Below are 24,003 nucleotides of genomic sequence, written 5' to 3'. Positions count from 1 at the left end.
CTTAATTCATAATTCAACATTTTAATTATGTTTCCCATAATCAATTCTATTGCCTCGTGGGTTTTAAAACAACGCATTCATCAGATTGAACTGTTTTTAAAATACCCCAATGAAGTTCAAGAGGAGTTACTTTTGAATCTTATTCGCAATTGTGAGGAGACGGTCATCGGGAATAAGTATGATTTTAAATCGGTTACGAGTTACCAAACTTTTATTGATCGGGTTCCCGTATCCTATTATGAAGACCTGGAACCGTTAATCGAAGAAACGCGTAAAGGGTATCAAAATATATTTTGGCATTCGCCTATCAAATGGTTTGCTAAATCCAGTGGTACCACTAACGCAAAGAGTAAATTTATCCCCGTTAGTAGTGAAGCCCTAGAGGATTGCCATTACAAAGGCAGTAAAGATTTACTCGCCATGTATCTTCATAACAATCCCGAATCGGGTTTGTTTTTGGGAAAAAGTTTACGTTTAGGAGGGAGCTCTCAAATTTATGCCAACAACAATTCGTATTTTGGAGATTTATCAGCTATTCTTATTGAAAATATGCCGCTTTGGGCCGAATTTAGTAGTACTCCCAGCAATAAAACATCGTTGATGAGCGAATGGGAATCCAAATTGGCAGCCATTATTCAGGAAACTAAAAATGAAAATGTAACTAGTTTTGCGGGAGTGCCCTCGTGGATGATGGTTTTAATGCAACGTATTTTAAACGAGACCAATCACAGTCATTTATTAGAATTATGGCCCAATCTAGAAGTATATTTTCATGGAGGGGTGAGTTTTGAACCCTATCGTGAACCCTACAAACAACTGCTTCCTAAAAGCGATTTTAAATACTATGAGATTTACAATGCTAGCGAAGGTTTTTTTGCTATTCAGGATTTAAATTATTCCAGTGATTTGCTTTTAATGCTTGATTATGGGATTTTTTATGAATTTATCCCAATGAACACCTTGGGAACGCCTCATGAAAAAATCATCCGATTGGCAGAGGTTGAATTGGAGACCAACTATGCGGTTGTTATCACGACCAATTCGGGACTGTGGCGCTATATGATTGGTGATACCGTGCGTTTTACCTCCATCAGCCCCTATCGTATTCGCGTTACAGGGCGAACCAAACATCACATCAATGTATTTGGGGAAGAATTAATGGTGGAAAATGCCGACAAAGCATTAGCGTTAACCTGTAAGGAGTTAAAATGTACAATTAAAGACTACACAGTAGCTCCCATTTTTATGAAAAATAAAGAAAAAGGAGCGCATGAGTGGATTGTCGAATTTGAAAAGGCACCCGAATCGATTGCCGCATTTGCACAACTCCTAGATACCAATTTGCAATCGGTTAATTCTGATTATGAAGCCAAACGGTATCACAACATGACGCTAAACCCATTAAAGTTGGAAGTAGCCCGAGAAAACCTATTTTACGATTGGTTGAAGGAACGAAACAAATTGGGTGGACAACATAAAATTCCGCGTTTATCCAACCAAAGAACGTATGTAGAAGAATTATTAGCACTTCAAAAAGAGAAAAAGTAAATGAGAAGAATTCTAGTACTAATTGGTATACTTTCTTTGCTCTCGTGCGGACCTAAACGCATGAAATGCTATGGACGCAGATGTGTTGATCTTAAAACCATCGAAGAACCCAACCTACCGATACAAAACTTTACTACACCTAGTTAAACCATTATTGCGTACTAGCAAAACGGGCATTTCCCTTTTTCAAAAAAAATACCCCAAAAAATAAAGTGATTATTTTTTAGGGCAATTTGATTATTTACTTTTTTTTAAGAAGCAATTTCTAACCGTTTTAATAAGTTTTTACTTAGTGCATGTTCTGCATATTCTTTATTGATGTCTAAGACCTTTTCATCATTACTCGGCATTTCATACATGGCATCGGTAAGGATTGCCTCGCATAACGAACGTAGTCCACGCGCACCGAGTTTATACTCCAAAGCTTTGTCTACAATATAATCGAGTGCTTCTTCGCTTATCGATAGTTGCACCTCATCCATAGCAAATAATTTTTCATATTGCTTAATTAAGGCATTTTTCGGTTGGGTCAAAATCGCCCGTAAGGTAGGTCTATCCAAGGGATCCATGTGCGTTAATACGGGTAAACGACCAATAATTTCTGGAATTAAACCAAAATCTTTTAAGTCTTTTGGAATAATATATTGCAGCAAATTGTCTTTATCGATTGCTTCTTTTTGGGTGGTACTATACCCCATTGCTTGACGGTTCAATCGTTTAGAAATAACGCGTTCGATTCCATCAAATGCCCCTCCAGCGATAAACAATATGTTTTGCGTATTCACTTCCACAAATTTTTGATCGGGGTGTTTACGGCCTCCTTTAGGGGGAACATTCACTATTGTTCCTTCGAGCAATTTTAACAATGCTTGTTGCACCCCTTCGCCCGAAACGTCACGCGTTATGGATGGATTGTCGCTTTTTCGGGCAATTTTATCAATCTCATCGATAAAAACGATACCCCGTTCAGCTTTAGCCAAATCGTAATCGGCCGCTTGAAGCAAACGCGTTAATATACTCTCTACATCTTCACCAACATAACCCGCCTCTGTAAGTACCGTAGCGTCTACAATAGCTAAGGGCACATCCAACATCCGTGCAATTGTTTTTGCAACCAACGTTTTACCTGTACCTGTTTGTCCAACCATAACAATATTGGACTTTTCAATTTCCACTTCGTCGGTAGCTTGGGGTTGAATCAAACGTTTGTAATGATTGTAAACTGCAACAGCCAATACTTTTTTGGTTTGTTCTTGACCTATCACATATTGATCAAGAAAAGCTCTAATTTCTTTTGGCCGTTGTAAAACTAGGTCTGTAGGTAATTTTGTTGGATTATTAGTGCGAATTTCCTCCACTACAATTCCATGTGCTTGCTCGATACAACGATCACAAATGTGTGCATTAATTCCAGCAATCAAAAGATTCGTTTCTGGTTTTTTTCGCCCGCAAAAAGAGCATTCTAAAATTTCTTTAGCCATTGTTAATTAATTGGCAGTCGCTATAAACTGTGACTGTAAACTATAAATTGAATTATCTTCGCAAAACTTCATCGATCATCCCGTATTCTTTTGCTTCATCAGCAATCATCCAGTAATCGCGTTCTGAATCTTTGTACACTTTATCAAACGATTGTCCAGAATGATTAGAAATAATTTGATACAACTCTTCTTTGAGCTTCAACATTTCTTTCAAATTAATTTCCATATCAGTGGCTACCCCTTGTGCACCGCCAGAAGGTTGATGAATCATAACGCGAGAATGCGGTAAGGCCGAACGTTTTCCTTCAGCACCAGCACACAACAATACTGCACCCATCGAAGCCGCCATACCGGTACAGATAGTGGCAACATCGGGTTTTACATATTGCATCGTATCATAAATACCTAAGCCCGCATAAACACTACCTCCGGGTGAATTAATATAAATTTGAATATCCTTTGACGCATCAACACTCTCCAAAAACAATAACTGCGCTTGAATAATATTGGCTACATAATCGTCTACTCCAGTTCCAAGAAAGATAATACGGTCCATCATCAAACGGGAAAAAACATCCAGTTGAGAAACATTCAATTGTCGCTCTTCAATAATGTAGGGCGTCATTCCCGCTATGATTTTATCATAATATAGGCTATTTACACCCTGCTTTTTTGTTGCAAACTTTTTAAACTGATTTGCCATTTCGAGTCTTGCTCTCGTATCTTTTCCGAAGTCCATGTGTATGAATTAGAAATTTTAAATTAGAAATTTTAAATTTTGTACAATTTTTGTTCAACATTGGCATTTTTTTAAAGACCTCATCCTGTTGAATGCTTTTGGTTTAGCCCGGATGGGAGCAGCATCCTTTTGTTGTTTTGTTGCCGATATACTTGTACTGTTTTTAGTAATTTACTAAAAAGCAAAACAACAAAAGATAGAGCAAACAGCCGGATTGGCTTCAAAATAAAAAAGCGCCAAAATCGGACCGACATTGACGCTCAAATATAAGAATTATTTTTGATTAGTGTTTCAACTCTCCATACATTGCTTTCACAAAGTCTTCGTAGTTCACTTCTTTGTTTTTGGCTTTTACTTTGGTTTTAAATAAATCCAACATTTTTTGATTCATCACTTGTTCCGAAAGGCGACGTACTTCATCTTGATTTGTCATTACACGTGCTACAATCCCTTGGATATCTTCCTCCGTTGGATTCATTTGGCCAAATTGCGCCATTTGTTGTTTGATTAAGCCTCCGGTATAGTCTTTTAATTCATCAAATGTAATCTGAAGGTTATGATCTTTCATGATTTTTCCTTCAATCAATTGATAACGCAAGCCTTTTTCAGAGCGCTCGTATTCAATTTCGGCCTCTTCAGCTGCAATAGGGTTTTCACCGTTTGTTTGGATCCATTTTTTTAGAAAAGCGGCAGGCAAATCAAACTTGGTCGATTCTACTAAAAACTCCGTTACATCGTTCAAGTATTTTTGATCGGCTTGTTGCACAAATTGGCGCTCCGCATCTTCTTTTATTTTTGCTTTCATTTCGTCAACAGACGTTACCGTTTGAGGACCAAATAAGCGATCAAACAATTCTTGGTCTAGATGGGCAGGCTCATAACCGATTACTTCGTCAATAGTAAATGTTACATCAATAGCTAAACCGTGTACATCATCATGACCGATATTTAATACATCCATCAATTTGTGATCATCTTTGAACAATCCTTTTGTATTGAGTGTCACAACTTCGCCAACTTTTTTACCTAAAATCGCTTTTACTGCTTTTTTATCGGCTAAATCTTCCAAATCCAGTGTAGTGCGATTATTAATACCACGCGCTTCATTGGCAAAAATACCTGCTACATCATTTCCTTCGGCTACGGTGTCTTTGGCAATTACTTTACCGTATTGTTTTTGTATACGCGCAATTTGTGCATTCAACATCGTTTCATCGGCTACTACGGTGTATTTTACCACATTCGTTTTTGCCGATAAATCAACTGCAAACTCGGGTGCGAGTCCCAATTCGAATTCAAATTTAAAGTCATCGGTATCCCAGTTAAAATCGTCAGTTACTTTGGGCAGTGGATTCCCGAGAATATCTAGTTTCTCTTCGACCAAATAATTATTCAAGCTTTCTTGTAATAATTTGTTCACTTCATCCAATAACACTGCTTTGCCGTATTGCTTTTGGATAAGACCCATGGGCACTGCACCTTTGCGGAATCCTGGGATATTTGCGGTTTTGCGGTAGTTGGTTAAAACAGCCTGAACTTTGTCTGCATAGTCGCTTTTGTTCACTTCTACAGTTACTACTGCATTTAAAGCGTCCACATTATTTCTTGTAATATTCATGAGATTGTACTAATTTTTACTAACTAAAATCGGGTTGCAAAAGTATAACTTTTCTACAACCCGTCCAAGTTTTAGACTATTGATTTTTAAAGTCTTATTTTTTTACTTCGGTGAGTTTATAAACCAAAGATTGTGAAAGCGACAACACCACACTAAACAAGATGGCCCAACCGATATTTTGAACATCAAATCCTTTAACAAAATAATCGCAAAGCATAATAATCATTCCGTTGATGACCAACAAAAAGAGACCCAAGCTAAAAACGGTAAAAGGCAGTGTAAAAAATACAAAAATAGGTTTGATAAAAAAATTCAACAACCCCAAAACTAGGGCAACTTTAAATGCGGTAACCAAGGAATTTACTTCGATACCTTTAAAAAAATAAGGTAAAATTAGCACTAGCAAAGCTGTAATAACCACTCTTAGAATAAGTTTCATAAAAAAATTCATAAAAATTAACAGCAATAAAGGTAAAAAAAATTGTTTGGAAATGATAAATTGCTAACTTTGCTTTGTAATTAATAAATTTTAAACACATGAAAAAACTTTTACTTTCTTTAACATTACTAGTTTCTTTATTCGGAACGGCTCAGGTTTTAACTGAGGATTTCCAAGGAACTACATGGCCTCCAACGGGATGGGATGCTACCACTTTAGTGCCCACACGCCCATGGGGTTTTACTACAACAATCTTCAATGCTTCTGGCCAAGCTACCTTCAACATCACAGGTGGTAAATCGGCATGTATTGCTTGGATTGCACAAGACAATGATGCGGCTTTAACGAGTCCTTCTTTCAGTTTGGCGGGTTATTCTGATGCTAGTTGGAATTTCAACATTAAAATTGGATACGAATATCAAGTAGATCCATTTCCAAACGGCGATTTATTAGCACGTGTTTCAATTGACGGTGGTACCACTTGGACTGTTTTATGGGCAGAAGAAGATTATGGTGTGTATACTGACTATGAGACATTAGCGATTTCTTTGGATTTAACACCTTATGTTGGTAATTCAAATGTGAAAATTCAATTTGACTATGTAGGAAATGATGCTGACTCATTATCGGTTGATGATGTAGTGGTTTCTGGTAATTTAGGTGTTAATGAAGTTTTATCTTCTTCATTTACAACATTCCCTAACCCAGTGAACAATGTGTTAAACATTAAAAATGGCAATACTACAGCAATCAATAGTGTTTCTATCGTTGACATCAACGGAAGAACTATTAAAACTGTAGCGGCTAATGGCACTGAGGATATCGCTGTAAATACAAGTGATTTACAAGCAGGCGTTTACATGGTAAACATTGAGACAGAAGCAGGTAAAGCGGTTAAGAAATTTATCAAAAACTAATTATTTAGTTGAGAATATCGAAAAGGCCTTCGTTTGAAGGCCTTTTTTTATTTATGCTATTAAAAAGCGACTGGTACTATCAAAAAAAGCAGCTGGATTTTCGGCATGCAACCAATGCCCTACGCCGGGAATGGTCGCTAGTACGGCGTTAGGAAAGTGATCTTGAATTGAATGCCAATCGGTATCTAGAATGTATTTCGAATTGCCTCCACGAATAAATAAAGTAGCTCCTTCAAATTGGGTATTTTCGGGCAAGGCTTGACCAACTTGCTCAATTTGGGCATTAAAGACCTTTAAATTAAAACGAAAATCCAATTGTCCTGGAGTTTTCCAATACAAATTTTTCATCAAAAACTGCCGGGTTCCAAAATCGGGAATAAACGGATAAAGCACAGCATCAACCTGAGCACGATCGGGCTGAATAGAAAAATCAACCGCATTGAGTCCAGCCAAAATCTCTTGATGGTGAGGCGCATAGTATTTGGGACCTATGTCTGCCACTACTAATTTACGTACCAATCCTGGATGCTGTACTGCCAAAAGCATTGCTATTTTTCCACCCATTGAATGACCTATAATATCCATCATTTTAATTGAATGGGCTTTCGTGTAATCAATTATATCTTGAACCATATCTTCATACGTAAAAATATCCGAATGAAAACTCTTCCCGTGATTGCGTAAATCCAATAAATGAACCTGATAGCCCAAAGCGGCATATTGTCCTGCAAAGGATTTCCAATTATCCGACATCCCCATAAATCCATGGATGATGATTAGCGGCATTCCCTCGCCTTCTATTCTAGAAAACAACATTTATAAAAGTTATGAGTTATGAGTTGAAACCAATTACTTGTAGGTCATAAAATCGGTATTTGATTTATTTCAATTTTTGCAAATACATATTCACTACATTTTCCAATCCTAAATACAATGCCTCAGAAATTAAAGCATGACCAATAGAAACTTCTAATAAACCTGGGATGTTTTGTTTAAAAAAATAAATGTTATCTAAACTTAAATCATGACCCGCGTTGATACCGAGTCCGACTTCAAGCGCCTTTTCGGCTGCCTTTTGGTACGGTTCAATTCCGCGAGTATCACCCAGGGCGTAGCTGTGCGCAAATTGTTCCGTATACAATTCAATACGGTCTGTACCTGTTGCTAAAGCCCCTTCAACCATTGCCTCTATGGGATCTACAAATATTGAAGTTCGAATTCCGTTACGCTTAAATTCCGCAATCACTTCCTTTAAATACGATTGATTTTTAAGCGTATCCCAGCCGGCAGACGATGTAATGGCTCCAACTGCATCGGGGACAAGTGTTACCTGTTCAGGGCGGCACTCGAGTACCAAATCAATAAAATTATGCTGCGGATTTCCTTCAATATTGTATTCTGTGGTTACGATTTTCCGCAAATCACGCGCATCTTGATAACGCACATGACGTTCATCGGGACGGGGATGAACAGTAATTCCTTGAGCACCAAAAGATTGAACATCTCGGGCAACTTTAAGCAAATCGGGGACATTCCCGCCACGGGCATTCCGCAAGGTGGCAATCTTATTGATATTAACACTTAATTTCGTCATGCTGCTTTTTTCAAATTGAAATACAAAAATACAAGTTAAAATCCGCATTAGAGAACCAAAAAAATGATTATTTTGCACTGTAATTAGAAAATGCTCAATGACGGAAATAAACGATTACATCAGCAACGATTACCCTGCACTAGCTTGCGATAGTACTATTGCGGCCACGCAAGATTTTTTTGAGGCGGAATCATTCTCTCATTTTCCTGTACTAAATGAAGGAATATATATCGGAAGTATCGCAGCAGATGATGTAGAAACTTTGGATAGCGACAAAAAACTAGTAGATTACCGCTATGCATTGGAGGGATTTTTCAGTCGAAAAAGCATGATGTGGCTCGATGTTTTAGAAGTTTTTGCAAAAAACCACTGTAATGTTGTACCGGTTTTAGACGATGAAACGAATGCCTATCTGGGATATTATGAGCTGGAAGCTATTGTAAAATTCTTTTACGAAACACCTTTTTTAAAAGAACAAGGAGGTGTTATTGTGATTCGAAAAGGCATTAACGACTATTCCATGAGTCAAATTACCCAAATTATCGAGAGCAATAACGGTCGCGTTTTGGGTGTTTTTATTTCTGATGCCCAAAACGATAGTATCGTAATTACTATAAAAATTGCCATTGGTCCAATGAATGATATCATTCAAACATTTCGAAGGTATAATTATGAAATAGTTTCTGAGCATCACGAAGATCAATACTTGAACAACCTCAAAGAACGATCGGATTATCTTAATCGTTTTTTAAATATTTAATGGTATGAAAATCGCCATCTTTGGACAATATTATCAAAATGACACCCGTCCAATTATCAAGGACATTTTTTTATTTTTAAAGAAAAACCACGTTGAATTGGTAATCGAAGCAGCATTTCTTAAAATTCTTTGTAACGAACAAATTTTAAAAAAGGAATATGCCACATTTGAAACACATTCCGACCTGGACATCTCCTTTGATTTAATGATTAGTATTGGTGGCGATGGTACTATTTTACGTGCTGCTACTTTTGTACGCGGTTCTGGAATTCCAATATTAGGCATCAATGCCGGTCGGTTAGGTTTTCTGGCCAAAGTGCAAAAAGATAATATTGAGGAATTTCTTCAGTTGGTTTTAGATCAAAAATATACAATCTCAGAGCGCACTTTATTACAACTGGAATGTGAACCAAACAACCCCTCCATTGGCACACTCAATTTTGCATTAAATGAAGTATCGGTTAGTCGGAAAGACACTACATCAATGATTACTATTGACACCTATTTAAATGGAGAATACCTTACTTCCTATTGGGCCGATGGTTTAATTATCGCAACACCCACAGGTTCTACAGGTTATTCATTAAGTTGTGGCGGACCTGTGCTAACTCCCGACGTTCAAAGTTGGGTTGTCACTCCAATTGCACCACATAATTTGAATGCCCGCCCCCTAGTTATTCCCGACTCAACAGAAATTCGACTTCAAGTATCCGGACGAGAAGCAAACTACATGGTGTCTTTGGATTCACGGATTGCAACTTTAAATCGAAATGAAACTTTAGTCATTCGAAAAAATCCATTTACCATTCGTATGGTTGAAATCCCAGAAGAGAGTTTTTTAACCACATTACGAAGCAAATTACTATGGGGAGAAGACAAAAGAAATTAACGCATTGGGCACACTAGTAACACTTTTTTTTCGTTTGTAGTTCGGGCTGTACAAAGTCCAACTATTTTTAAGTCGAATTGTGTTTATTTTTATTTATCAGAAATCGAGATTGAATGTTCATTAAGTACTGATAATTATTATATTTGCACGCTATTTTTCATTTAATGAAACGATTATTTTTAGCGATTTTAATTAGTTGTTTTTCCGGATTAAACGCTCAAATACATGAAGTTGGAGTTTTCTTGGGGGGAGCAAATTATATTGGCGACGTTGGTAAAACCACCTACATTAATCCTAATGAATTTTCGTTTGGTGTTTTGTACAAGTGGAACCGCAGCACACGTCACGCGTATCGATTATCGTTCATTCAGGGAAAAATTAGCGCAAACGACATTGATTCTGAGGTGCCCGGACGAAACAAAAGGGGGTATAATTTTTCGAATACGGTTCGCGAAATTACTGCCGGAATGGAATTTAATTTTTTTGAATTCGATTTGCATCAATTGGAACAACAATTTACACCCTATGTATTTACCGGTGTATCGTTGACCAATTATGATGAGCTGTATGTTTTAAACGGACGCACCAAAGTAGATATCAATAGTGGAACATTTTCTATTCCGATGATTGTTGGAATAAAAGGCAATATTACCGATAGTTGGATTTTAGGTTTTGAAGTGGGCGCGCGCTATACTTTAACCGATAATTTAGACGGAAGTAATCCCAAAAACGAAGATTTACAAAGTCTTCAATTTGGCAATTTAACAAGTAAGGATTGGTATGTATTCTCGGGATTTACATTAACCTATACCTTTGGAAATAAACCCTGCTTTTGTGCAGATTAAATTATGAGTTTGTTTGAAAACCTAAATTTGGATAATTTACCGCAACACATTGCAATCATAATGGATGGTAATGGTCGTTGGGCTAAAAAACAAGGGATGTTGCGAACTTTTGGCCATGAACGCGGCACAAAATCTGTGAAAACAACCGTAGAAACTTGTGCCCGATTAGGTGTTGGCTATCTGACTTTATATGCCTTTTCTACCGAAAATTGGAACCGACCCAAATTAGAAGTGGAAACTTTAATGAAATTATTGGTTAAATCTTTAAAATCAGAGCTCAAATCCCTTCAAAAAAACAACATTCGATTAAACGCTATTGGCAATTTGGAACTTCTCCCAAAGACTACACGCAACGAACTATTGGATGTAATAGACAAAACCAAAGACAACACGAAAATGACGTTAACACTCGCCATTAGTTATGGGTCGCGGGAAGAACTATTAAATGTTGTTAAAACGATAAGTGACAAAGTTAAAAATAATATAATTTCAATTGAGGCTATAGATGATTCGATTATTAATCAACATCTTTACACACACAATTTACCCGATGTTGATTTAGTAATCAGAACCAGTGGGGAGCACAGAATTAGTAATTTCTTGTTGTGGCAAATTGCCTATGCAGAGTTTTATTTTACCGATGTTTTGTGGCCTGATTTTACGGATGAACATTTGTATGAAGCCATTATCAGTTACCAAAAAAGAGAACGAAGATTTGGAAAAACGAGCGAACAAATCCATATATCCTAAGATGAGAGCAATAGTATTTCTTATTTTCTTATTCATAGGAATGAGTAGCCAATTATCGGCTCAAAATGAAAACCGACTGCCTTTTGAACAGGGAAAAAAATTCATACTCGGAAATGTAAATGTAACCGGAAAAATCAGTTACAACCAAATGACGGTGGTTACCTTTGCTGGACTTGAAAAAGGACAACAAATCACGGTTCCCGGTGAGCAAATTAGTAATGCAATCAAAAAATTAGGGAAGCTAGGCTTGTTCAGCGACATTGACTTTTATGTAGGGGATGTTCGCGGAGACACCATAGACCTAGATTTAAACATTGTTGAACTACCTAAACTGAATGAGGTTCGTATTAACGGTATTAAAAAAAATAAAATTGAAGATCTTATTAAAGAAAACGCATTGACTAAAGGAAAAATTGTCAATGAAAATTTAATTACAACAACGCGAAATTACTTAGAAAACAAGTACAAAAAAGAAGGGTATTTCAACACCAAAGTTATTGTAAAGACCACACCCACCGACACCACTTCAAATCAAGTGAATATGTTGGTTGCCATCAACAAAGGAAACAAAATTAAAATTGCTTCGATTGATTTTGAAGGGAATGAAAAATTTTCCGATGCTAAGTTGCGCAAAGCAATGAAAGAAACTAAACAACGTAATCTAATACGTGTTTTTAAAGCTTCTAAATTTATCAAAAGCAAATACACCGAGGACTTAACAAAAATTGTAGATAAATACAAAGAAAAAGGTTTTCGTGATGCGCGTATTGTTTCAGATACGGTTTGGTTGAATGAGAAAAAACAAAAACTCGCTTTAAAAATTAAAGTTGAAGAGGGTAATAAATATTATTTTGGAAATATTAAGTTTTTAGGAAATTCCGTCTACTCTGATCAAGTACTAGCGAGCTTACTAGGAATTAAAAAAGGGGAAACGTATAATGGTGTTTTATTAGAAAAACGTATTTCTGATAAAACAAAACCTGATGGAGAGGATATTACCAATTTATACCAAAACAATGGCTACCTTTTCTCGACAATTAATGCAGTAGAAGTAAAAACTGAAAAAGACTCCATCGATTTTGAAATACGAGTAATTGAAGGCCCCGTGGCTTATTTCAATAAAATCTCAGTAGTCGGCAATGACAAAACCAACGACAAAGTTATTTATCGTGAATTACGAACAAAACCGGGTGAAAAATACAGTAAAGATGACTTGGTACGTACCGTTCGTGAAATTGGACAATTGGGATTCTTTGATGCCGAAGCAATTGATCCTAAATTTAAAAATGTAGATCCCACTGCGGGTACAGTAGATATTGAATACAATTTAGTTGAACGAGGATCCAGTCAGGTTGAGCTCCAAGGGGGTTATGGCGGCGGAGGTTTTATCGGAACGCTCGGACTTTCATTTAATAACTTCTCCATTCAAAACCTATTTAAAAAAGAAGCGTATCACCCGCTTCCTATGGGAGATGGTCAAAAATTATCGTTGCGTCTTCAAGCTAGTACCTTTTTTAGAACCTATAGTTTTTCATTTTCAGAACCCTGGTTTGGCGGGAAAAAGCCCGTGAGTTTTTCGACATCGATTTCACAAAGTAAACAGTTTCTATTTACCGGTTCAATCAATAGTGTAGACCGATCCAAAAGCTTTGATATCACTACGGTATCTGTAGGTTTAGCAAAACGATTAACCATACCTGATGATTATTTTGTAGCATCGTCAAATCTAAGTTTCCAATACTACAATTTGAACAATTACAATACTGGATTATTTAATTTTGGGAACGGGAGTTCGCGCAATTTTGGAATCAACCTTGGTTTAACAAGAAATAATAAGGGTGTCAATCCGATTTATCCAACCCGTGGATCAGAATTTAGTATTTCTACCAAATTTTCGCCTCCTTACTCGTTGATAAGTAAAATCGATTATGATGCATTAAAACAATCCCCTGAATATAAATTAAAATTTGACCCGAATACGATGATTGCGGCAAGCAGTGGAATCACTCCGAATGATTATGTTAAAAAATTGGAGGATGGAACCTATGCAAAAGTGGACAATTATTTGGATGCCGATTTAAACCAATCGAAGTACGACCAAAAACGATTTAACTGGCTAGAATATTATAAAATCAAATTTAAAAGTGAAGTATTCACCAAAGTTCGAGGTAATTTAGTTTTACGTAGCTTATCTGAATTTGGATTCTTGGGCGCTTATAATGCTTCCCGAGGAGTTGTGCCTTTTGAACGCTTCTTTGTTGGAGGAGATGGATTGGCCAACTTTTCATTAGACGGCCGTGAAATGATCCAATTACGTGGTTATCCAAACCAATCATTATCGTCTGTTTTTGGTGGGACGATTTATAATAAATTCTCCCTTGAATTGCGTTATCCTATAACTTTAAAAGCGGCCGCATCAATTTACGGGCTCACTTTTTTAGAAGGTGGGGCTTCGTATGACAATTTTAAGGACTATAATCCGTTTGCTATACAACGATCTGCCGGTTTTGGTATTCGTGTATTCATGCCGGCCTTTGGTTTATTGGGTATTGACTTTGCTCATGGCTTTGATTATATCCCGGGTACGACACAAATAGGCGGATGGCAAACGCATTTTATTATTGGACAACAATTTTAGTATATTTGCTAAAGCAATGCTAATACGCATCTTTATGAAAAAACTGATTTTTCTTTTTTTTGTGATTCTCGCTTCTATAAATTGGAGTTTTTCACAATCCCGCGGTATAAAAGTAGGCTATATTGATATGGCCTATATTTTGGATAAAGTACCTGCCTATGCGGAAGCTAAAAACCAATTGGACCAAAAAGCAGAAAAATGGAAACAAGAAATTGAAACAAAAAAAAATGATATTTTAAAGTTAAAAGAAGTCTTAAAAACCGAACGAGTCCTTTTAACAAAAGAATTAATCGAAGAGCGCGAAGAAGAAATTGCATTCCAAGAAAAAGAATTATTAGATTATCAACAAAAACGATTTGGCCCAAATGGCGACCTAGTGGTTCAAAAAGCAACTTTAGTAAAACCAATTCAAGATCAAGTTTTTAATGCGGTTCAAGATTTAGCTGAAGCTCGAAAATATGATTATGTTTTCGACAAATCATCAGATTTAACGATGCTTTTTGCGGCTAAAAAACACGATATTAGTGATCGCGTCATTAGTGTGTTAACTCGTGCTGAACGAAGACAGCAAATGTCAAAAAAACAATTGAAGGAAGAAGAATCCAAAGAAAAGTTGGAAGACATGATAGCTGACAATCCAGAAATGACGGAGCGTCAAAAACAAATGGAAGAGCGTAAAGCAGCCCGTTTGAAAATGATTGAAGAGAAAAAGTTAGCTGCCGAAGAACGCAAAAAAGCAGCGGATGAAAAACGCAAGCAGCAATTGGAAGAAAAAAACAATAAAAAAACTGGCACAGTTTCTGATACATCGAAAGGAAAGCCAAATACGGAAACTTCAACAATAGACAAAACAAATACTTCAAAAGCGGATGAAAATAAAGCAGCTGCAGATGAAGCCAAAGCGCAACGAGAAGCTGCCAAAACCAAATCGGTTGAAGACCGTAAAAAATTAATAGAAGATCGTAAAAAAGCGGCCGAAGAACGACGGAAACAACAGCTGGAAGCTCGAGAAGCTGCTAAAAAAGCAAAAGACAGTGTGCGCACTGCAAAACCTTAATACTAATATTGAAACACTAAATTTAATTCAAAATGATGAAAACGTTTAAAAATGCCATTTTAGCTGTAGTAGCCATTATCGGAATGCAAACTGCTCAAGCTCAAGCTAAAACTGCTCATGTTGATGTGAATGAAATCACTACAAAAATGCCTTCTATTCTTGAAGCTAGAAAGCAATTGGAAAAACTTAATGAATCGTACAGTAAAGACTATAAAACTTTAGTTGAAGAATATCAAGCTAAAGCAAAAAAATACGATGCAGAATCAGGTACAGTTTCAGATGCTGTAAATCAAACGCGTCAACAAGAAATGCAAGATATGGCAAAACGTATCAGCGATTTTCAAGAAACTGCTCAAACAGAATTACAAAAGAAAGAAGGAGAATTGATGAAGCCATTAATTGACAAAATCAAAGCCTCTATTTCAAAAGTAGGAAAAGCAAAAGGATACCAATATGTTCTTGATGCTTCTGGCTTATTATTAGCGGATGGTCCTGATATCACTGCTGAAGTTAAAAAAGATTTAGGATTCTAAAAAACAAAACAATCCATTGAAATGCCCGTAGTATAATTACCACGGGCATTTTTTTTACCTTTGTGTATGTTTAATAACAATTCGATAGGACTTTTTGACTCAGGTATTGGGGGCACTTCCATTTGGAAGGCAATCCATCAATTGATGCCTAATGAAAATACCTTATTTCTGGCCGATAGTAAAAATGCGCCCTATGGGGTGAAATCTAAAGATGAAATTATCGCGTTAAGTTGCAAAAACACTGAATTTCTACTAAATCATAATTGTAAAATTATCGTAGTAGCCTGCAATACTGCAACTACAAATGCCATTAAAGTACTTCGAGCCAACTATGATGTTCCGTTTATTGGAATTGAGCCGGCAATTAAACCCGCAGCATTGCATTCAAAAACCCAAAAAATTGGAATATTAGCTACCAAAGGGACAATTAACAGCGAACTATTCCATAACAGCTTGCAGCAGTACAAAAATGTTACGTTCATGGAGCAAATTGGCCATGGCTTGGTCGAATTAATTGAAGCCGGAGAAATCAATAGCCCTGCAATGCAAACCTTGCTCAAAACGTATCTCGAACCGATGATTGCCGCTAATATTGATTATTTGGTATTAGGTTGTAGCCATTATCCTTATTTAATACCTCAGATTAAAGCGTTACTTCCCTCTTCGATACAGATCATAGATTCGGGAGAAGCTGTAGCTCGACAAACGCAAAAAATGATTCACGATCATTGTGGCTTTCATGATCCGACACAACCGTCAAACCAAGTTTTTTATACCAATACAACCCCAAAGGTGTTGCAATTTTTCGTGGGAGCGCAGTATGCAGTGATTCAAAATGATTTTTGAGAAAATGCGCAACCCTCAGTTCTAAGAAAAGAAGTATCTTTACCGAAAATAAAGGTTAATGAATCGTTCTAACTCCAATCGATCGGGCAAAAAACCCAGCTTCAAACCCAAATCACAGGGGAATGATAAGCCGTTTAAAAAATTTTCGGCTCCCAAAAAGAAGGAGCAACAAACGGTTAAAGAAAATCCAGACGAAATTCGCTTAAACCGTTATGTGGCCAATTCGGGTATTTGTTCTCGACGCGATGCTGATATTTATATCCGTTCGGGCAATGTAAAAGTAAATGGCGAAGTAATCACTGAAATGGGATTTAAAGTGAAACCTGGTGATGTGGTTAATTTTGACGGCACCGAAATTACACCCGGTAAGAAAGAATACTATTTGATAAATAAACCCAAAAACTTTACTACCTCTGGTGAAGATAGTGGCAGTTCACGTAATGTTTTAGAATTATTAAAAGGAACGACTAAAACCAAATTACAACCCGTTGGTAGAATGGACAAATCAACTACCGGTTTACTCCTTTTAACTAATGATACTGATTTGGTGTTGAAATTTTCCAAACCACAGCAAAAATCAACGAAAATATATCAAGTTTCCCTTGATCGCAATTTGAAATTTGAAGATCTAGAAAGTATTGCTGCTGGAGTTACTTTAGACGGGCATCGCATTTATGCTGATGAAATAAGTTATATAGAAAACCAACCTAAAACTGAAATTGGGATTCAATTAAGAACCGCCAATGTGAAAGTAGTACGTGCCATTTTTGAACACTTCAAATACGATGTAATAAAAGTTGACCGCGTATCATTTGCCGGCTTAACCAAGAAAAACTTACCGCGCGGATTTTTTCGCCATCTAACCGATCAAGAAATCATTAACTTAAAAAATATTTAAGAAATGGCTTCAGGAGGCAAATATGTTACTTCTGTTAAAGATTACTCCGTTGAATTTTATAATGTACTAATCGATTACGCACCTCGTTTAGTTTCTGCTTTAATTATCCTATTCATAGGTCTTTATGCTATTCGTTTCATCACACGTATGGCAAAGAAAATTATGGAGAGAAAAGAAGTTGAGCGAACGCTAGCTGAATTTTTATCCAGTAGTTTGTTGTGGAGTTTGCGTGCATTATTATTTGTTACGTTTATTTCTAAACTCGGCATTGAAACCACTTCATTTGTAGCTATTTTAGGTGCTGCCGGACTTGCAATAGGAATGGCGCTGCAAGGTTCATTATCAAATTTTGCCGGCGGAATATTAATTATTGTCTTCAAACCTTTTCGTGTTGGTGACACAATTGAAGCACAAGGAGTTGTAGGCACCGTTATGGATATTCAAATTTTTGTTACCCAAATGATCTCTGGAAACAATGAAACTATTTTTATCCCCAATGGAATTCTGTCTAATGGAATAATCACTAATTTTTCAATTGCCGGAAAACGCAGAGCAGATTTGGTTTTTTCATTGTCGTATGACACCGATATTAAAAAAGCCAAAGAAATTGTCAAAGCCGTCGTACTAAATCATCCCAATATATTAAAATCACCGGAACCCGAGATTATGGTGCGGGATTTAACCGACAATGCGATTCATTTGGCGATACGTCCTTGGTGCAAAAATGAAGACTTTAATTGCATTTCATCCGATATCTTGGAACAATGCAAAACCGCCTTTGATGAAAAAGGAATTATAATTCAACCTTATGCTCGAGAGGGGGCTAAATAACTTACTTAGAAAGCATAAAATCTTTCAAATAAAAGGGCTCAAAGTAAGCCACATCTTCAAATTCTTGTAATTGCCACTTTTGAAATGCTAAACAAGATAAAACTTGTGCCGAAGGAAATTGTACCGTATCCAAAAATTGAAAGCGTTCATCTTGCAAGACAGTTTTGGCTTTGTCTGAACTATCGCCAACAACATAAATAGTACCTGGGACGGTTGCATAACTTTCCGATGTAAGAATCTCGGCTTGAACCGGACGAATTATTTTTTTATCACCACTATAAATTGCAGCATATACCTCCATTCTTCGCGCATCGATCATCGGGATAATCGTGCCATCCGTTTGGGGTACCGCATGGGCCAAAACAGTTAAGGTGTCTATGGCAATCAAGGGTTTTTGCAGCGCATAACAAAGTCCTTTAGCCGCTGAGACTCCAATACGCAAACCCGTGTAGGACCCCGGCCCTTTACTTACAGCAATTGCATCCAATTCGGAAAATCCAATTCCAGCGGCGGCTAAGACTTCTTCAATAAACACATGAAGTTGTTCGGCATGGGTATACCCTTGTGCTGCTACTTCTCGAAAAGCAAGTACTTTTCCATTGTTGGATAAAGCCACCGAACAATTTCGAGTAGCGGTTTCTAAAGCCAATAGTAAGGCCATTTTTATTTTTATTTTAAAGCATTGCTGCTTTTTATTTTATCCCCTGAATTTAAATCTTTAGAAACAACAGTATACGGCCCTATAATAATTTCATCTCCTTTTTTGAGGCCCGAAATTATTTCTATATTGGTATCGTCTTGTATTCCTGTTTTAACCACGCGGATTTGTGCTTTATCGTTAACTTTAACAAAAACACACTCAAATTTTTTATCACTCTTCGATTTTACGGTTTTTGGCTGCTCACTTTCTTCATCTGACATTGTTTCAACAGGATTAGCCGTAGTATCCGATTTTACCAAAACCGCACTAATAGGCACACCGATGACCTTTTCTTTACGCTTGGTGATAATATCAACCGTTGCCGTCATCCCAGGGCGAAATGGGGAATACGTAGCCGGTTTACCTTCCAACAAATCGGCATAGGATTCTTTTAGTATTCGGACCTTCACTTTAAAATTAGTTACTTGGTCGGCAGTTGTACTCGTACTTGCCGAATTGGAAATACTGGTAACAATACCTTTAAACTCTTTCTTTAAATAGGCATCGACTTGAATATTTGTTGCATCACCGATATTTATTTTCACAATGTCATTTTCGTTGACATCGACTTCAACCTCCATATTATTTAAATTGGCTACACGCAGCAATTCTGTTCCTGCCATTTGTTGGGTGCCTAGAATTTTTTCACCCAATTCTACATTCAAAACAGAAATAGTTCCGTCTGCCGGCGCATAAATCGTAGTACGCCCCAAATTATCTTTAGCTTCAACTACAGATGCATTTGCACTTTTAACGTTGAAATAGGCTGCTTGTTTATTGGCTTTTGCAACTTCAAAATTAGCCACCGCCTTGTCCCAATCCGATTTAGAAATAATCCCTTTTTCAAATAGCGTTTTATTACGATCAAAGTTGGCTTGAGCTTCTTTAAACGAAGCATCAGCTTGCGACAAACCCGCCTTTGTTCCTGCATAATTGGATACCGTTCGGTTTAATCCTGAGGTATAAATATCGGGGTTGATTTTTACTAATAAATCGCCTTTTTTTACAGATTGTCCTTCTTTTACAGGCAATTGAATAATTTCTCCCGAAACCTGTGAAGAAACTTTTACTTCGATTTCGGGTTGTATTTTTCCGGTAGCAGAAACGGTTTCAACAATTGTTATTTCATCGGCTTTGGCTAATTCAACTTCTTTACTAGTCTCGCGATCGCCAAAAACACCCATTTTGGAGAGTCCTATTAACCCTACAATAAGTACACTAAGTAGGCCGATTGTCCATTTTAACTTTCTTTTGTCCATACTAATTACAATTTATCCACAATGGGAATTCCAAAATAAAATTCTACGACTTTAACTTTAAAAATATAATCGTATTTGGTGCGTATCAATTCCGATTGCGCATTACTATACAAAGTTTGTGCTTGACTTAACTCAAAGCTATTCATCATTCCTACATTAAATTTCTCTTGGGCATATTCAAATGCACTTCTACGTGCTCTCAACGCAGACCGAGCCGATTCATAGGCATTCAAAGCACCTTTCGCATCGGTAATCGCAGTAAACACATTACGCTCCAAATCCAATTCCGCTTGTTTTTGAGCGATTTTTGAACGTTCTAAAGCTATTTTTGAGCGGGAAACTGCATTGGAAGCATTAAATCCATTTAAAATCGGGATGGAAAGTTGGAATCCAAAATTATGTCCTTTATTGTCACTAAATTGGTCAATCAACGACTTAGGACCTGTCAGTATAAAACTCCCATTTGCATCAACACCAATAATACGATCAGCGTAACTAGCACGTGTTCCGAAGCCATAAAAACCAACTATTGAGGGCTGTAAAGCTCCTTTAGCAATTTTTAAATCACTTTCGGCACCTGCTAAATTAGTACGGGCAATTTTTAATTCCACACGTTCTTGTTTCGCTTTTGCGAGAATCGTTTCTGGTGTTTCGGAAAGGGGTAAGCTCAGGACGGCCTCAAAACTTGTATCGGCAGTATCAAAGTTCTTAAAATCCTCCAATTGCAACAATTGTGTCATACTCAACTTTGACAAAAACAAGGTGTTTTCAGCGGCTATAACCCGTTGTTGGTCGGCGGCTACAGTTGCTTGTGCATCTAATAAATCGCCACGGGGAACAGCTCCGACTTTAACCAATTCTTCAGCGCGCTTCAATTGCTTTTCATCATTGGCCAATTGCTCTTGTTGTACTTTCAAATTTTCTTTATTAAAAAGAATCTGCAGGTAAGAATTAGCCACATTTAATCCAATATCATCTTTCATTTTAGCCAATTGGTATTGGGAGGAAAGAATACTCAAATTGGACCGGCGTAAACGATTGTAATTCTGTAGCCCATTATAAATCGTAACATTTGAATTGAGCCCAGCTGATGTATATTGAGTCGTTTGATTTTCTAACAAACCGGTTGTAATATTCTGGTTCAAACCAATATTCCAAGAATGGGAAGTATTGGCATTCAAATTGGGCAAATAATTTCCAATGGCATCTTTTTTTGTAAGTTGACTAGCCTGTAAATCTAATTCCGATTGTTGAATCGAAATATTATTTTTCATCGCAAATTCAACACATTCGCGCAAAGTCCAAGGTTTTGTTTGACTCCAACCGAGGTTAGTTACCAAAAAGAGGCCTATAAGACAAATCAAGATACATTTATTTTTCATGCGAAATCGAATTCATTCAAGTCAGAACAAAGGTAAGCGAAATAAAAAAACGTTACTATTTTAACGTTAACTATCTGACGGATTTATTGATTTTTTGTTACATTCACGCCTAAATTTTTCTGAATTTTATGAAAACAAAATGGCTTTTACTCCCGCTTTTGCTGCTCATCGTTAGCGCTTGTTCAGGAACACAACAAATTATTGCAGAAAAACCAACACGCTCCTCTAATGTAGACATGGCCTATAAAACCACAACTTCATTTATAAGCATGCCCTTGGAAATAAGTTTACGCGAGATAGAGCAACAACTCAACAAGTCATTGAACGGATTAATCTATGAAGATACAAATCTAGAAGATGACAAAACAGAAATGAAAATTTGGAAAACAGCCACGATTCAATTGGAAGAAAAAAATGGAAAAATACAATCCATTATTCCTCTTAAAATATGGGCAAAACTCAAATATGGAACCGATTTTTTAGGTTTGAATGACACACGAGAGATTAATTTAAATGGAACAATAACCCTATTGAGTGATGCCCAATTATCCAATTGGACCATGAATACCCAAAGCACGATTGAAGATGTGGTGTGGAGTGAAAGTCCGACGCTGCAGATTGCCGGTAAGAATGTTCCGATAACCTATATTATCAACCCTACTCTATCATTATTCAAAGCGAAAGTGGCTCAAAAAATTGATGCAGCAATTAACAAATCCTGCGATTTTAAGCCCTATGTTTTGGATGTATTGGAAACCCTAAGCAAACCATTATTAACCAGCGAAGCTTATCAGGCCTGGTTTAAATTAATCCCAATGGAAGTATATGTTACGGATGCCGTTTTGGATAAAACTAAAATTGCAATGAACTTAGGACTCAAATGCGGGATGACAACTATAGTAGGTCAACAGCCAAAGTCGGGGATGGATCGAAATGCAATATCGTTTAAAGCGGCGGCAAAACTTCCAGAACGCACCACTGCTTCTATTGCTGCAATTACAACCTATGAAAATGCTTCCCAATTAATTTCTCAGAACTTTAAAGGACAAGAATTTACATCGGGAAATCGGAAAATAAAAGTCGAAAAAGTTGCTTTATGGGGGAAAGATGGCCGAATGATTATCGCTTTGAATTTGAGTGGCAGTATAACGGGTACTATTTATTTATCGGGAATACCAAAATATGACCCTGTAAATAAGGAGATCTATTTTGAGAACCTAGATTATGTATTGAACACAAAAGGACTGCTTACCAAAGCCGCAAATTGGTTATTACAAGGGTATATCATTCGTAAAATGCAGGAATCTTGTCGCTATTCTATTCGCCCCAATATGGAAGAAGGCAAAAAGAACTTACTCTACTATTTGAGTAATTTTTCTCCAATGAAAGGAGTTTTTATTAATGGTAGTATTGGAGAATTGGAATTTGAAAAAATAGAATTAACCAATGATCTTATTATTGCGTTCATTAATGGTAATGGTAAAATGAACGTTAAAATTGATGGAATGGATTAACCTTCGGTTTGCTTTTTCTTGGTAAACATTCGATACAAAACAAAGCCCACTACTGCAACTAACAAATAGGGAAAAACCATCAAATAAACTATACCGTCGTTAACCGCTTCTGCTTTCTCAACATTACCTTCACTTTCGAGAGAAGCGCGACACATCGCACACTGCCCTAGAGCTACCGATGAACATACTATGGAAACAATTGCGGCTAAAAAACGATTATTGCGCATAGTAGGGCGAAATCATCAAATACACAATTACTCCTGTAACAGCCACGTATAACCACAAAGGATACGTGATTTTAGCCAATTTACGGTGACGATCAAATTGTTCAGATAGTGCTCTCACATACGAGAAAAGTACTAAAGGAATAATAGCTACCGATAAGGTAATATGACTAATTAGAATGAAGAAATATACAATACGCAATAGACCTTCGCCCCCGTATTTTGTGGATTCTGAAGTTAAATGATACGCCACATACATCACCAAAAAAACCACAGAACAAGCTATAGCTGCCGTCATTAATTTTTCATGTTTTTTGCGGTCTCCTTTTTTTATAGCGGCAACAGCCCAAACTAATAATACGGCTGTAATTGCATTAATCCCTGCATAAATTGGAGGCAAAAAGGATAACGGCTCTACATTGATTCCGAAATCTTTTAATTTTATTGAAAATAAAACCGCCACAGCAACTGGAATCAAGATTGAAACCAAAATAATAGGGGTCTTAAACTTTTTTTCTACAAGGGATGTATTTTCCATTTT

Annotated in this window: 24 protein-coding genes; 13 read left to right on the top strand and 11 right to left on the bottom strand. The window is 36.8% G+C overall.

Features of this window, described 5'->3' with window-relative positions:
- Nucleotides 1–24 precede the first annotated feature (24 nt).
- A complete protein-coding gene (locus tag Q0039_RS09580) occupies nucleotides 25–1,548 on the top strand; it encodes a GH3 auxin-responsive promoter family protein (RefSeq protein ID WP_297512105.1) in 1,524 nt (507 codons plus the stop codon).
- A 251-nt stretch (nucleotides 1,549–1,799) separates the two neighbouring features.
- Here Q0039_RS09580 and clpX read toward each other — a convergent pair whose 3' ends face one another.
- The 4 genes from clpX to Q0039_RS09560 form a co-directional block, all read right to left on the bottom strand.
- Nucleotides 1,800–3,029, bottom strand: a complete 1,230-nt coding sequence (clpX, locus tag Q0039_RS09575; protein ID WP_297512085.1) for an ATP-dependent Clp protease ATP-binding subunit ClpX — start codon at nucleotides 3,027–3,029, stop codon at nucleotides 1,800–1,802.
- A gap of 52 nt (nucleotides 3,030–3,081) precedes the next feature.
- Nucleotides 3,082–3,768: an ATP-dependent Clp endopeptidase proteolytic subunit ClpP gene (gene clpP / locus Q0039_RS09570; RefSeq protein ID WP_297512084.1), complete on the bottom strand. Its 687-nt coding sequence runs from the start codon at nucleotides 3,766–3,768 to the stop codon at nucleotides 3,082–3,084.
- A gap of 283 nt (nucleotides 3,769–4,051) precedes the next feature.
- Nucleotides 4,052–5,386 (bottom strand): trigger factor, encoded by a 1,335-nt coding sequence (tig, locus tag Q0039_RS09565; RefSeq protein WP_297512082.1) that lies wholly within the window; start codon nucleotides 5,384–5,386, stop codon nucleotides 4,052–4,054.
- Nucleotides 5,387–5,480: 94 nt separating this feature from the next.
- Nucleotides 5,481–5,825, bottom strand: coding sequence for a phage holin family protein (locus Q0039_RS09560; RefSeq protein ID WP_297512078.1), 345 nt, complete (start codon nucleotides 5,823–5,825; stop codon nucleotides 5,481–5,483).
- A 98-nt stretch (nucleotides 5,826–5,923) separates the two neighbouring features.
- Here Q0039_RS09560 and Q0039_RS09555 point away from each other — a divergent pair, with 98 nt between their 5' ends.
- The gene (locus tag Q0039_RS09555; RefSeq protein ID WP_297512075.1) at nucleotides 5,924–6,742 is read left to right on the top strand and encodes a T9SS type A sorting domain-containing protein; all 819 of its coding nucleotides are present in this window, start codon (nucleotides 5,924–5,926) and stop codon (nucleotides 6,740–6,742) included.
- A gap of 51 nt (nucleotides 6,743–6,793) precedes the next feature.
- Here the strand turns inward: Q0039_RS09555 and Q0039_RS09550 are convergent, their stop codons facing one another.
- Both Q0039_RS09550 and Q0039_RS09545 read right to left on the bottom strand, forming a co-directional pair.
- Nucleotides 6,794–7,558, bottom strand: coding sequence for an alpha/beta fold hydrolase (locus Q0039_RS09550; protein ID WP_297512073.1), 765 nt, complete (start codon nucleotides 7,556–7,558; stop codon nucleotides 6,794–6,796).
- Nucleotides 7,559–7,622: 64 nt separating this feature from the next.
- A complete protein-coding gene (locus tag Q0039_RS09545) occupies nucleotides 7,623–8,336 on the bottom strand; it encodes a pyridoxine 5'-phosphate synthase (RefSeq protein WP_297512070.1) in 714 nt (237 codons plus the stop codon).
- A 97-nt stretch (nucleotides 8,337–8,433) separates the two neighbouring features.
- On the opposite strand from Q0039_RS09545, the gene Q0039_RS09540 reads away from it, so the two are divergent.
- The 10 genes from Q0039_RS09540 to Q0039_RS09495 all read left to right on the top strand — a co-directional run bounded on the left by Q0039_RS09540 (nucleotide 8,434) and on the right by Q0039_RS09495 (nucleotide 18,383).
- Nucleotides 8,434–9,096, top strand: a complete 663-nt coding sequence (locus tag Q0039_RS09540; RefSeq protein WP_297512066.1) for an acetoin utilization protein acuB — start codon at nucleotides 8,434–8,436, stop codon at nucleotides 9,094–9,096.
- A 4-nt stretch (nucleotides 9,097–9,100) separates the two neighbouring features.
- The gene (locus Q0039_RS09535; protein WP_297512063.1) at nucleotides 9,101–9,985 is read left to right on the top strand and encodes an NAD kinase; all 885 of its coding nucleotides are present in this window, start codon (nucleotides 9,101–9,103) and stop codon (nucleotides 9,983–9,985) included.
- A 164-nt stretch (nucleotides 9,986–10,149) separates the two neighbouring features.
- Complete coding sequence (locus tag Q0039_RS09530) at nucleotides 10,150–10,830, top strand: DUF6089 family protein (RefSeq protein WP_297512061.1); 681 nt, start codon at nucleotides 10,150–10,152, stop codon at nucleotides 10,828–10,830.
- A 3-nt stretch (nucleotides 10,831–10,833) separates the two neighbouring features.
- Complete coding sequence (locus Q0039_RS09525) at nucleotides 10,834–11,580, top strand: isoprenyl transferase (RefSeq protein WP_297512057.1); 747 nt, start codon at nucleotides 10,834–10,836, stop codon at nucleotides 11,578–11,580.
- Nucleotides 11,507–14,218: an outer membrane protein assembly factor BamA gene (bamA, locus tag Q0039_RS09520; RefSeq protein WP_297512054.1), complete on the top strand. Its 2,712-nt coding sequence runs from the start codon at nucleotides 11,507–11,509 to the stop codon at nucleotides 14,216–14,218. Before Q0039_RS09525 ends, bamA begins: the two co-directional genes overlap by 74 nt.
- Before the next feature lie 34 nt (nucleotides 14,219–14,252).
- Complete coding sequence (locus tag Q0039_RS09515; RefSeq protein WP_297512051.1) at nucleotides 14,253–15,275, top strand: OmpH family outer membrane protein; 1,023 nt, start codon at nucleotides 14,253–14,255, stop codon at nucleotides 15,273–15,275.
- 35 nt (nucleotides 15,276–15,310) lie between these two features.
- The gene (locus Q0039_RS09510) at nucleotides 15,311–15,808 is read left to right on the top strand and encodes an OmpH family outer membrane protein (RefSeq protein ID WP_297512048.1); all 498 of its coding nucleotides are present in this window, start codon (nucleotides 15,311–15,313) and stop codon (nucleotides 15,806–15,808) included.
- Nucleotides 15,809–15,874: 66 nt separating this feature from the next.
- A complete protein-coding gene (gene murI, locus Q0039_RS09505; RefSeq protein WP_297512046.1) occupies nucleotides 15,875–16,654 on the top strand; it encodes a glutamate racemase in 780 nt (259 codons plus the stop codon).
- A 58-nt stretch (nucleotides 16,655–16,712) separates the two neighbouring features.
- Nucleotides 16,713–17,552, top strand: a complete 840-nt coding sequence (locus tag Q0039_RS09500; protein ID WP_297512042.1) for a pseudouridine synthase — start codon at nucleotides 16,713–16,715, stop codon at nucleotides 17,550–17,552.
- A gap of 3 nt (nucleotides 17,553–17,555) precedes the next feature.
- Nucleotides 17,556–18,383 carry a mechanosensitive ion channel domain-containing protein gene (locus tag Q0039_RS09495; protein ID WP_297512037.1) on the top strand — a complete coding sequence of 276 codons (828 nt, stop codon included), beginning with the start codon at nucleotides 17,556–17,558 and terminating at the stop codon, nucleotides 18,381–18,383.
- Nucleotide 18,384: 1 nt separating this feature from the next.
- Here the strand turns inward: Q0039_RS09495 and tsaB are convergent, their stop codons facing one another.
- Genes tsaB through Q0039_RS09480 form a run of 3 tightly spaced genes read right to left on the bottom strand, consistent with a single transcriptional unit; the run spans nucleotide 18,385 to nucleotide 21,724 of the window.
- Nucleotides 18,385–19,044, bottom strand: coding sequence for a tRNA (adenosine(37)-N6)-threonylcarbamoyltransferase complex dimerization subunit type 1 TsaB (tsaB, locus tag Q0039_RS09490; RefSeq protein WP_297512035.1), 660 nt, complete (start codon nucleotides 19,042–19,044; stop codon nucleotides 18,385–18,387).
- Between the two features lie 8 nt (nucleotides 19,045–19,052).
- The gene (locus Q0039_RS09485) at nucleotides 19,053–20,342 is read right to left on the bottom strand and encodes an efflux RND transporter periplasmic adaptor subunit (protein ID WP_297512032.1); all 1,290 of its coding nucleotides are present in this window, start codon (nucleotides 20,340–20,342) and stop codon (nucleotides 19,053–19,055) included.
- 5 nt (nucleotides 20,343–20,347) lie between these two features.
- A complete protein-coding gene (locus Q0039_RS09480) occupies nucleotides 20,348–21,724 on the bottom strand; it encodes a TolC family protein (RefSeq protein WP_297512029.1) in 1,377 nt (458 codons plus the stop codon).
- A gap of 128 nt (nucleotides 21,725–21,852) precedes the next feature.
- On the opposite strand from Q0039_RS09480, the gene Q0039_RS09475 reads away from it, so the two are divergent.
- Nucleotides 21,853–23,238, top strand: a complete 1,386-nt coding sequence (locus Q0039_RS09475; protein ID WP_297512026.1) for a DUF4403 family protein — start codon at nucleotides 21,853–21,855, stop codon at nucleotides 23,236–23,238.
- Here the strand turns inward: Q0039_RS09475 and Q0039_RS09470 are convergent.
- Nucleotides 23,235–23,465: a hypothetical protein gene (locus Q0039_RS09470; RefSeq protein WP_297512024.1), complete on the bottom strand. Its 231-nt coding sequence runs from the start codon at nucleotides 23,463–23,465 to the stop codon at nucleotides 23,235–23,237. The two genes, Q0039_RS09475 and Q0039_RS09470, sit on opposite strands and share 4 nt — an antisense overlap.
- Nucleotides 23,455–24,000, bottom strand: a complete 546-nt coding sequence (locus tag Q0039_RS09465; protein WP_297512022.1) for a DUF420 domain-containing protein — start codon at nucleotides 23,998–24,000, stop codon at nucleotides 23,455–23,457. Before Q0039_RS09465 ends, Q0039_RS09470 begins: the two co-directional genes overlap by 11 nt.
- Between the last annotated feature and the right edge of the window lie 3 nt (nucleotides 24,001–24,003).

This window comes from Flavobacterium sp. (genome assembly GCF_027484945.1).
In the GTDB taxonomy this organism is placed as follows: Bacteria; Bacteroidota; Bacteroidia; order Flavobacteriales; family Flavobacteriaceae; genus Flavobacterium.
This window is presented reverse-complemented; position numbering and strand designations above follow the sequence as displayed.

Bases quoted from the DNA above. Each gene is read 5' to 3' on its own strand.
- Q0039_RS09540 (WP_297512066.1), top strand. From the start codon at position 8,434: ATGACGGAAATAAACGATTACATCAGCAACGATTACCCTGCACTAGCT.
- Q0039_RS09465 (WP_297512022.1), bottom strand. From the start codon at position 24,000: ATGGAAAATACATCCCTTGTAGAAAAAAAGTTTAAGACCCCTATTATT.
- Q0039_RS09475 (WP_297512026.1), top strand. From the start codon at position 21,853: ATGAAAACAAAATGGCTTTTACTCCCGCTTTTGCTGCTCATCGTTAGC.
- Q0039_RS09550 (WP_297512073.1), bottom strand. From the start codon at position 7,558: ATGTTGTTTTCTAGAATAGAAGGCGAGGGAATGCCGCTAATCATCATC.
- Q0039_RS09535 (WP_297512063.1), top strand. From the start codon at position 9,101: ATGAAAATCGCCATCTTTGGACAATATTATCAAAATGACACCCGTCCA.
- clpX (WP_297512085.1), bottom strand. From the start codon at position 3,029: ATGGCTAAAGAAATTTTAGAATGCTCTTTTTGCGGGCGAAAAAAACCA.
- Q0039_RS09510 (WP_297512048.1), top strand. From the start codon at position 15,311: ATGAAAACGTTTAAAAATGCCATTTTAGCTGTAGTAGCCATTATCGGA.
- Q0039_RS09525 (WP_297512057.1), top strand. From the start codon at position 10,834: ATGAGTTTGTTTGAAAACCTAAATTTGGATAATTTACCGCAACACATT.
- Q0039_RS09530 (WP_297512061.1), top strand. From the start codon at position 10,150: ATGAAACGATTATTTTTAGCGATTTTAATTAGTTGTTTTTCCGGATTA.
- clpP (WP_297512084.1), bottom strand. From the start codon at position 3,768: ATGGACTTCGGAAAAGATACGAGAGCAAGACTCGAAATGGCAAATCAG.
- tig (WP_297512082.1), bottom strand. From the start codon at position 5,386: ATGAATATTACAAGAAATAATGTGGACGCTTTAAATGCAGTAGTAACT.
- Q0039_RS09495 (WP_297512037.1), top strand. From the start codon at position 17,556: ATGGCTTCAGGAGGCAAATATGTTACTTCTGTTAAAGATTACTCCGTT.
- Q0039_RS09515 (WP_297512051.1), top strand. From the start codon at position 14,253: ATGAAAAAACTGATTTTTCTTTTTTTTGTGATTCTCGCTTCTATAAAT.
- Q0039_RS09480 (WP_297512029.1), bottom strand. From the start codon at position 21,724: ATGAAAAATAAATGTATCTTGATTTGTCTTATAGGCCTCTTTTTGGTA.
- Q0039_RS09545 (WP_297512070.1), bottom strand. From the start codon at position 8,336: ATGACGAAATTAAGTGTTAATATCAATAAGATTGCCACCTTGCGGAAT.
- Q0039_RS09500 (WP_297512042.1), top strand. From the start codon at position 16,713: ATGAATCGTTCTAACTCCAATCGATCGGGCAAAAAACCCAGCTTCAAA.
- Q0039_RS09470 (WP_297512024.1), bottom strand. From the start codon at position 23,465: ATGCGCAATAATCGTTTTTTAGCCGCAATTGTTTCCATAGTATGTTCA.
- Q0039_RS09560 (WP_297512078.1), bottom strand. From the start codon at position 5,825: ATGAAACTTATTCTAAGAGTGGTTATTACAGCTTTGCTAGTGCTAATT.
- bamA (WP_297512054.1), top strand. From the start codon at position 11,507: ATGAAGCCATTATCAGTTACCAAAAAAGAGAACGAAGATTTGGAAAAA.
- Q0039_RS09485 (WP_297512032.1), bottom strand. From the start codon at position 20,342: ATGGACAAAAGAAAGTTAAAATGGACAATCGGCCTACTTAGTGTACTT.
- tsaB (WP_297512035.1), bottom strand. From the start codon at position 19,044: ATGGCCTTACTATTGGCTTTAGAAACCGCTACTCGAAATTGTTCGGTG.
- Q0039_RS09555 (WP_297512075.1), top strand. From the start codon at position 5,924: ATGAAAAAACTTTTACTTTCTTTAACATTACTAGTTTCTTTATTCGGA.
- murI (WP_297512046.1), top strand. From the start codon at position 15,875: ATGTTTAATAACAATTCGATAGGACTTTTTGACTCAGGTATTGGGGGC.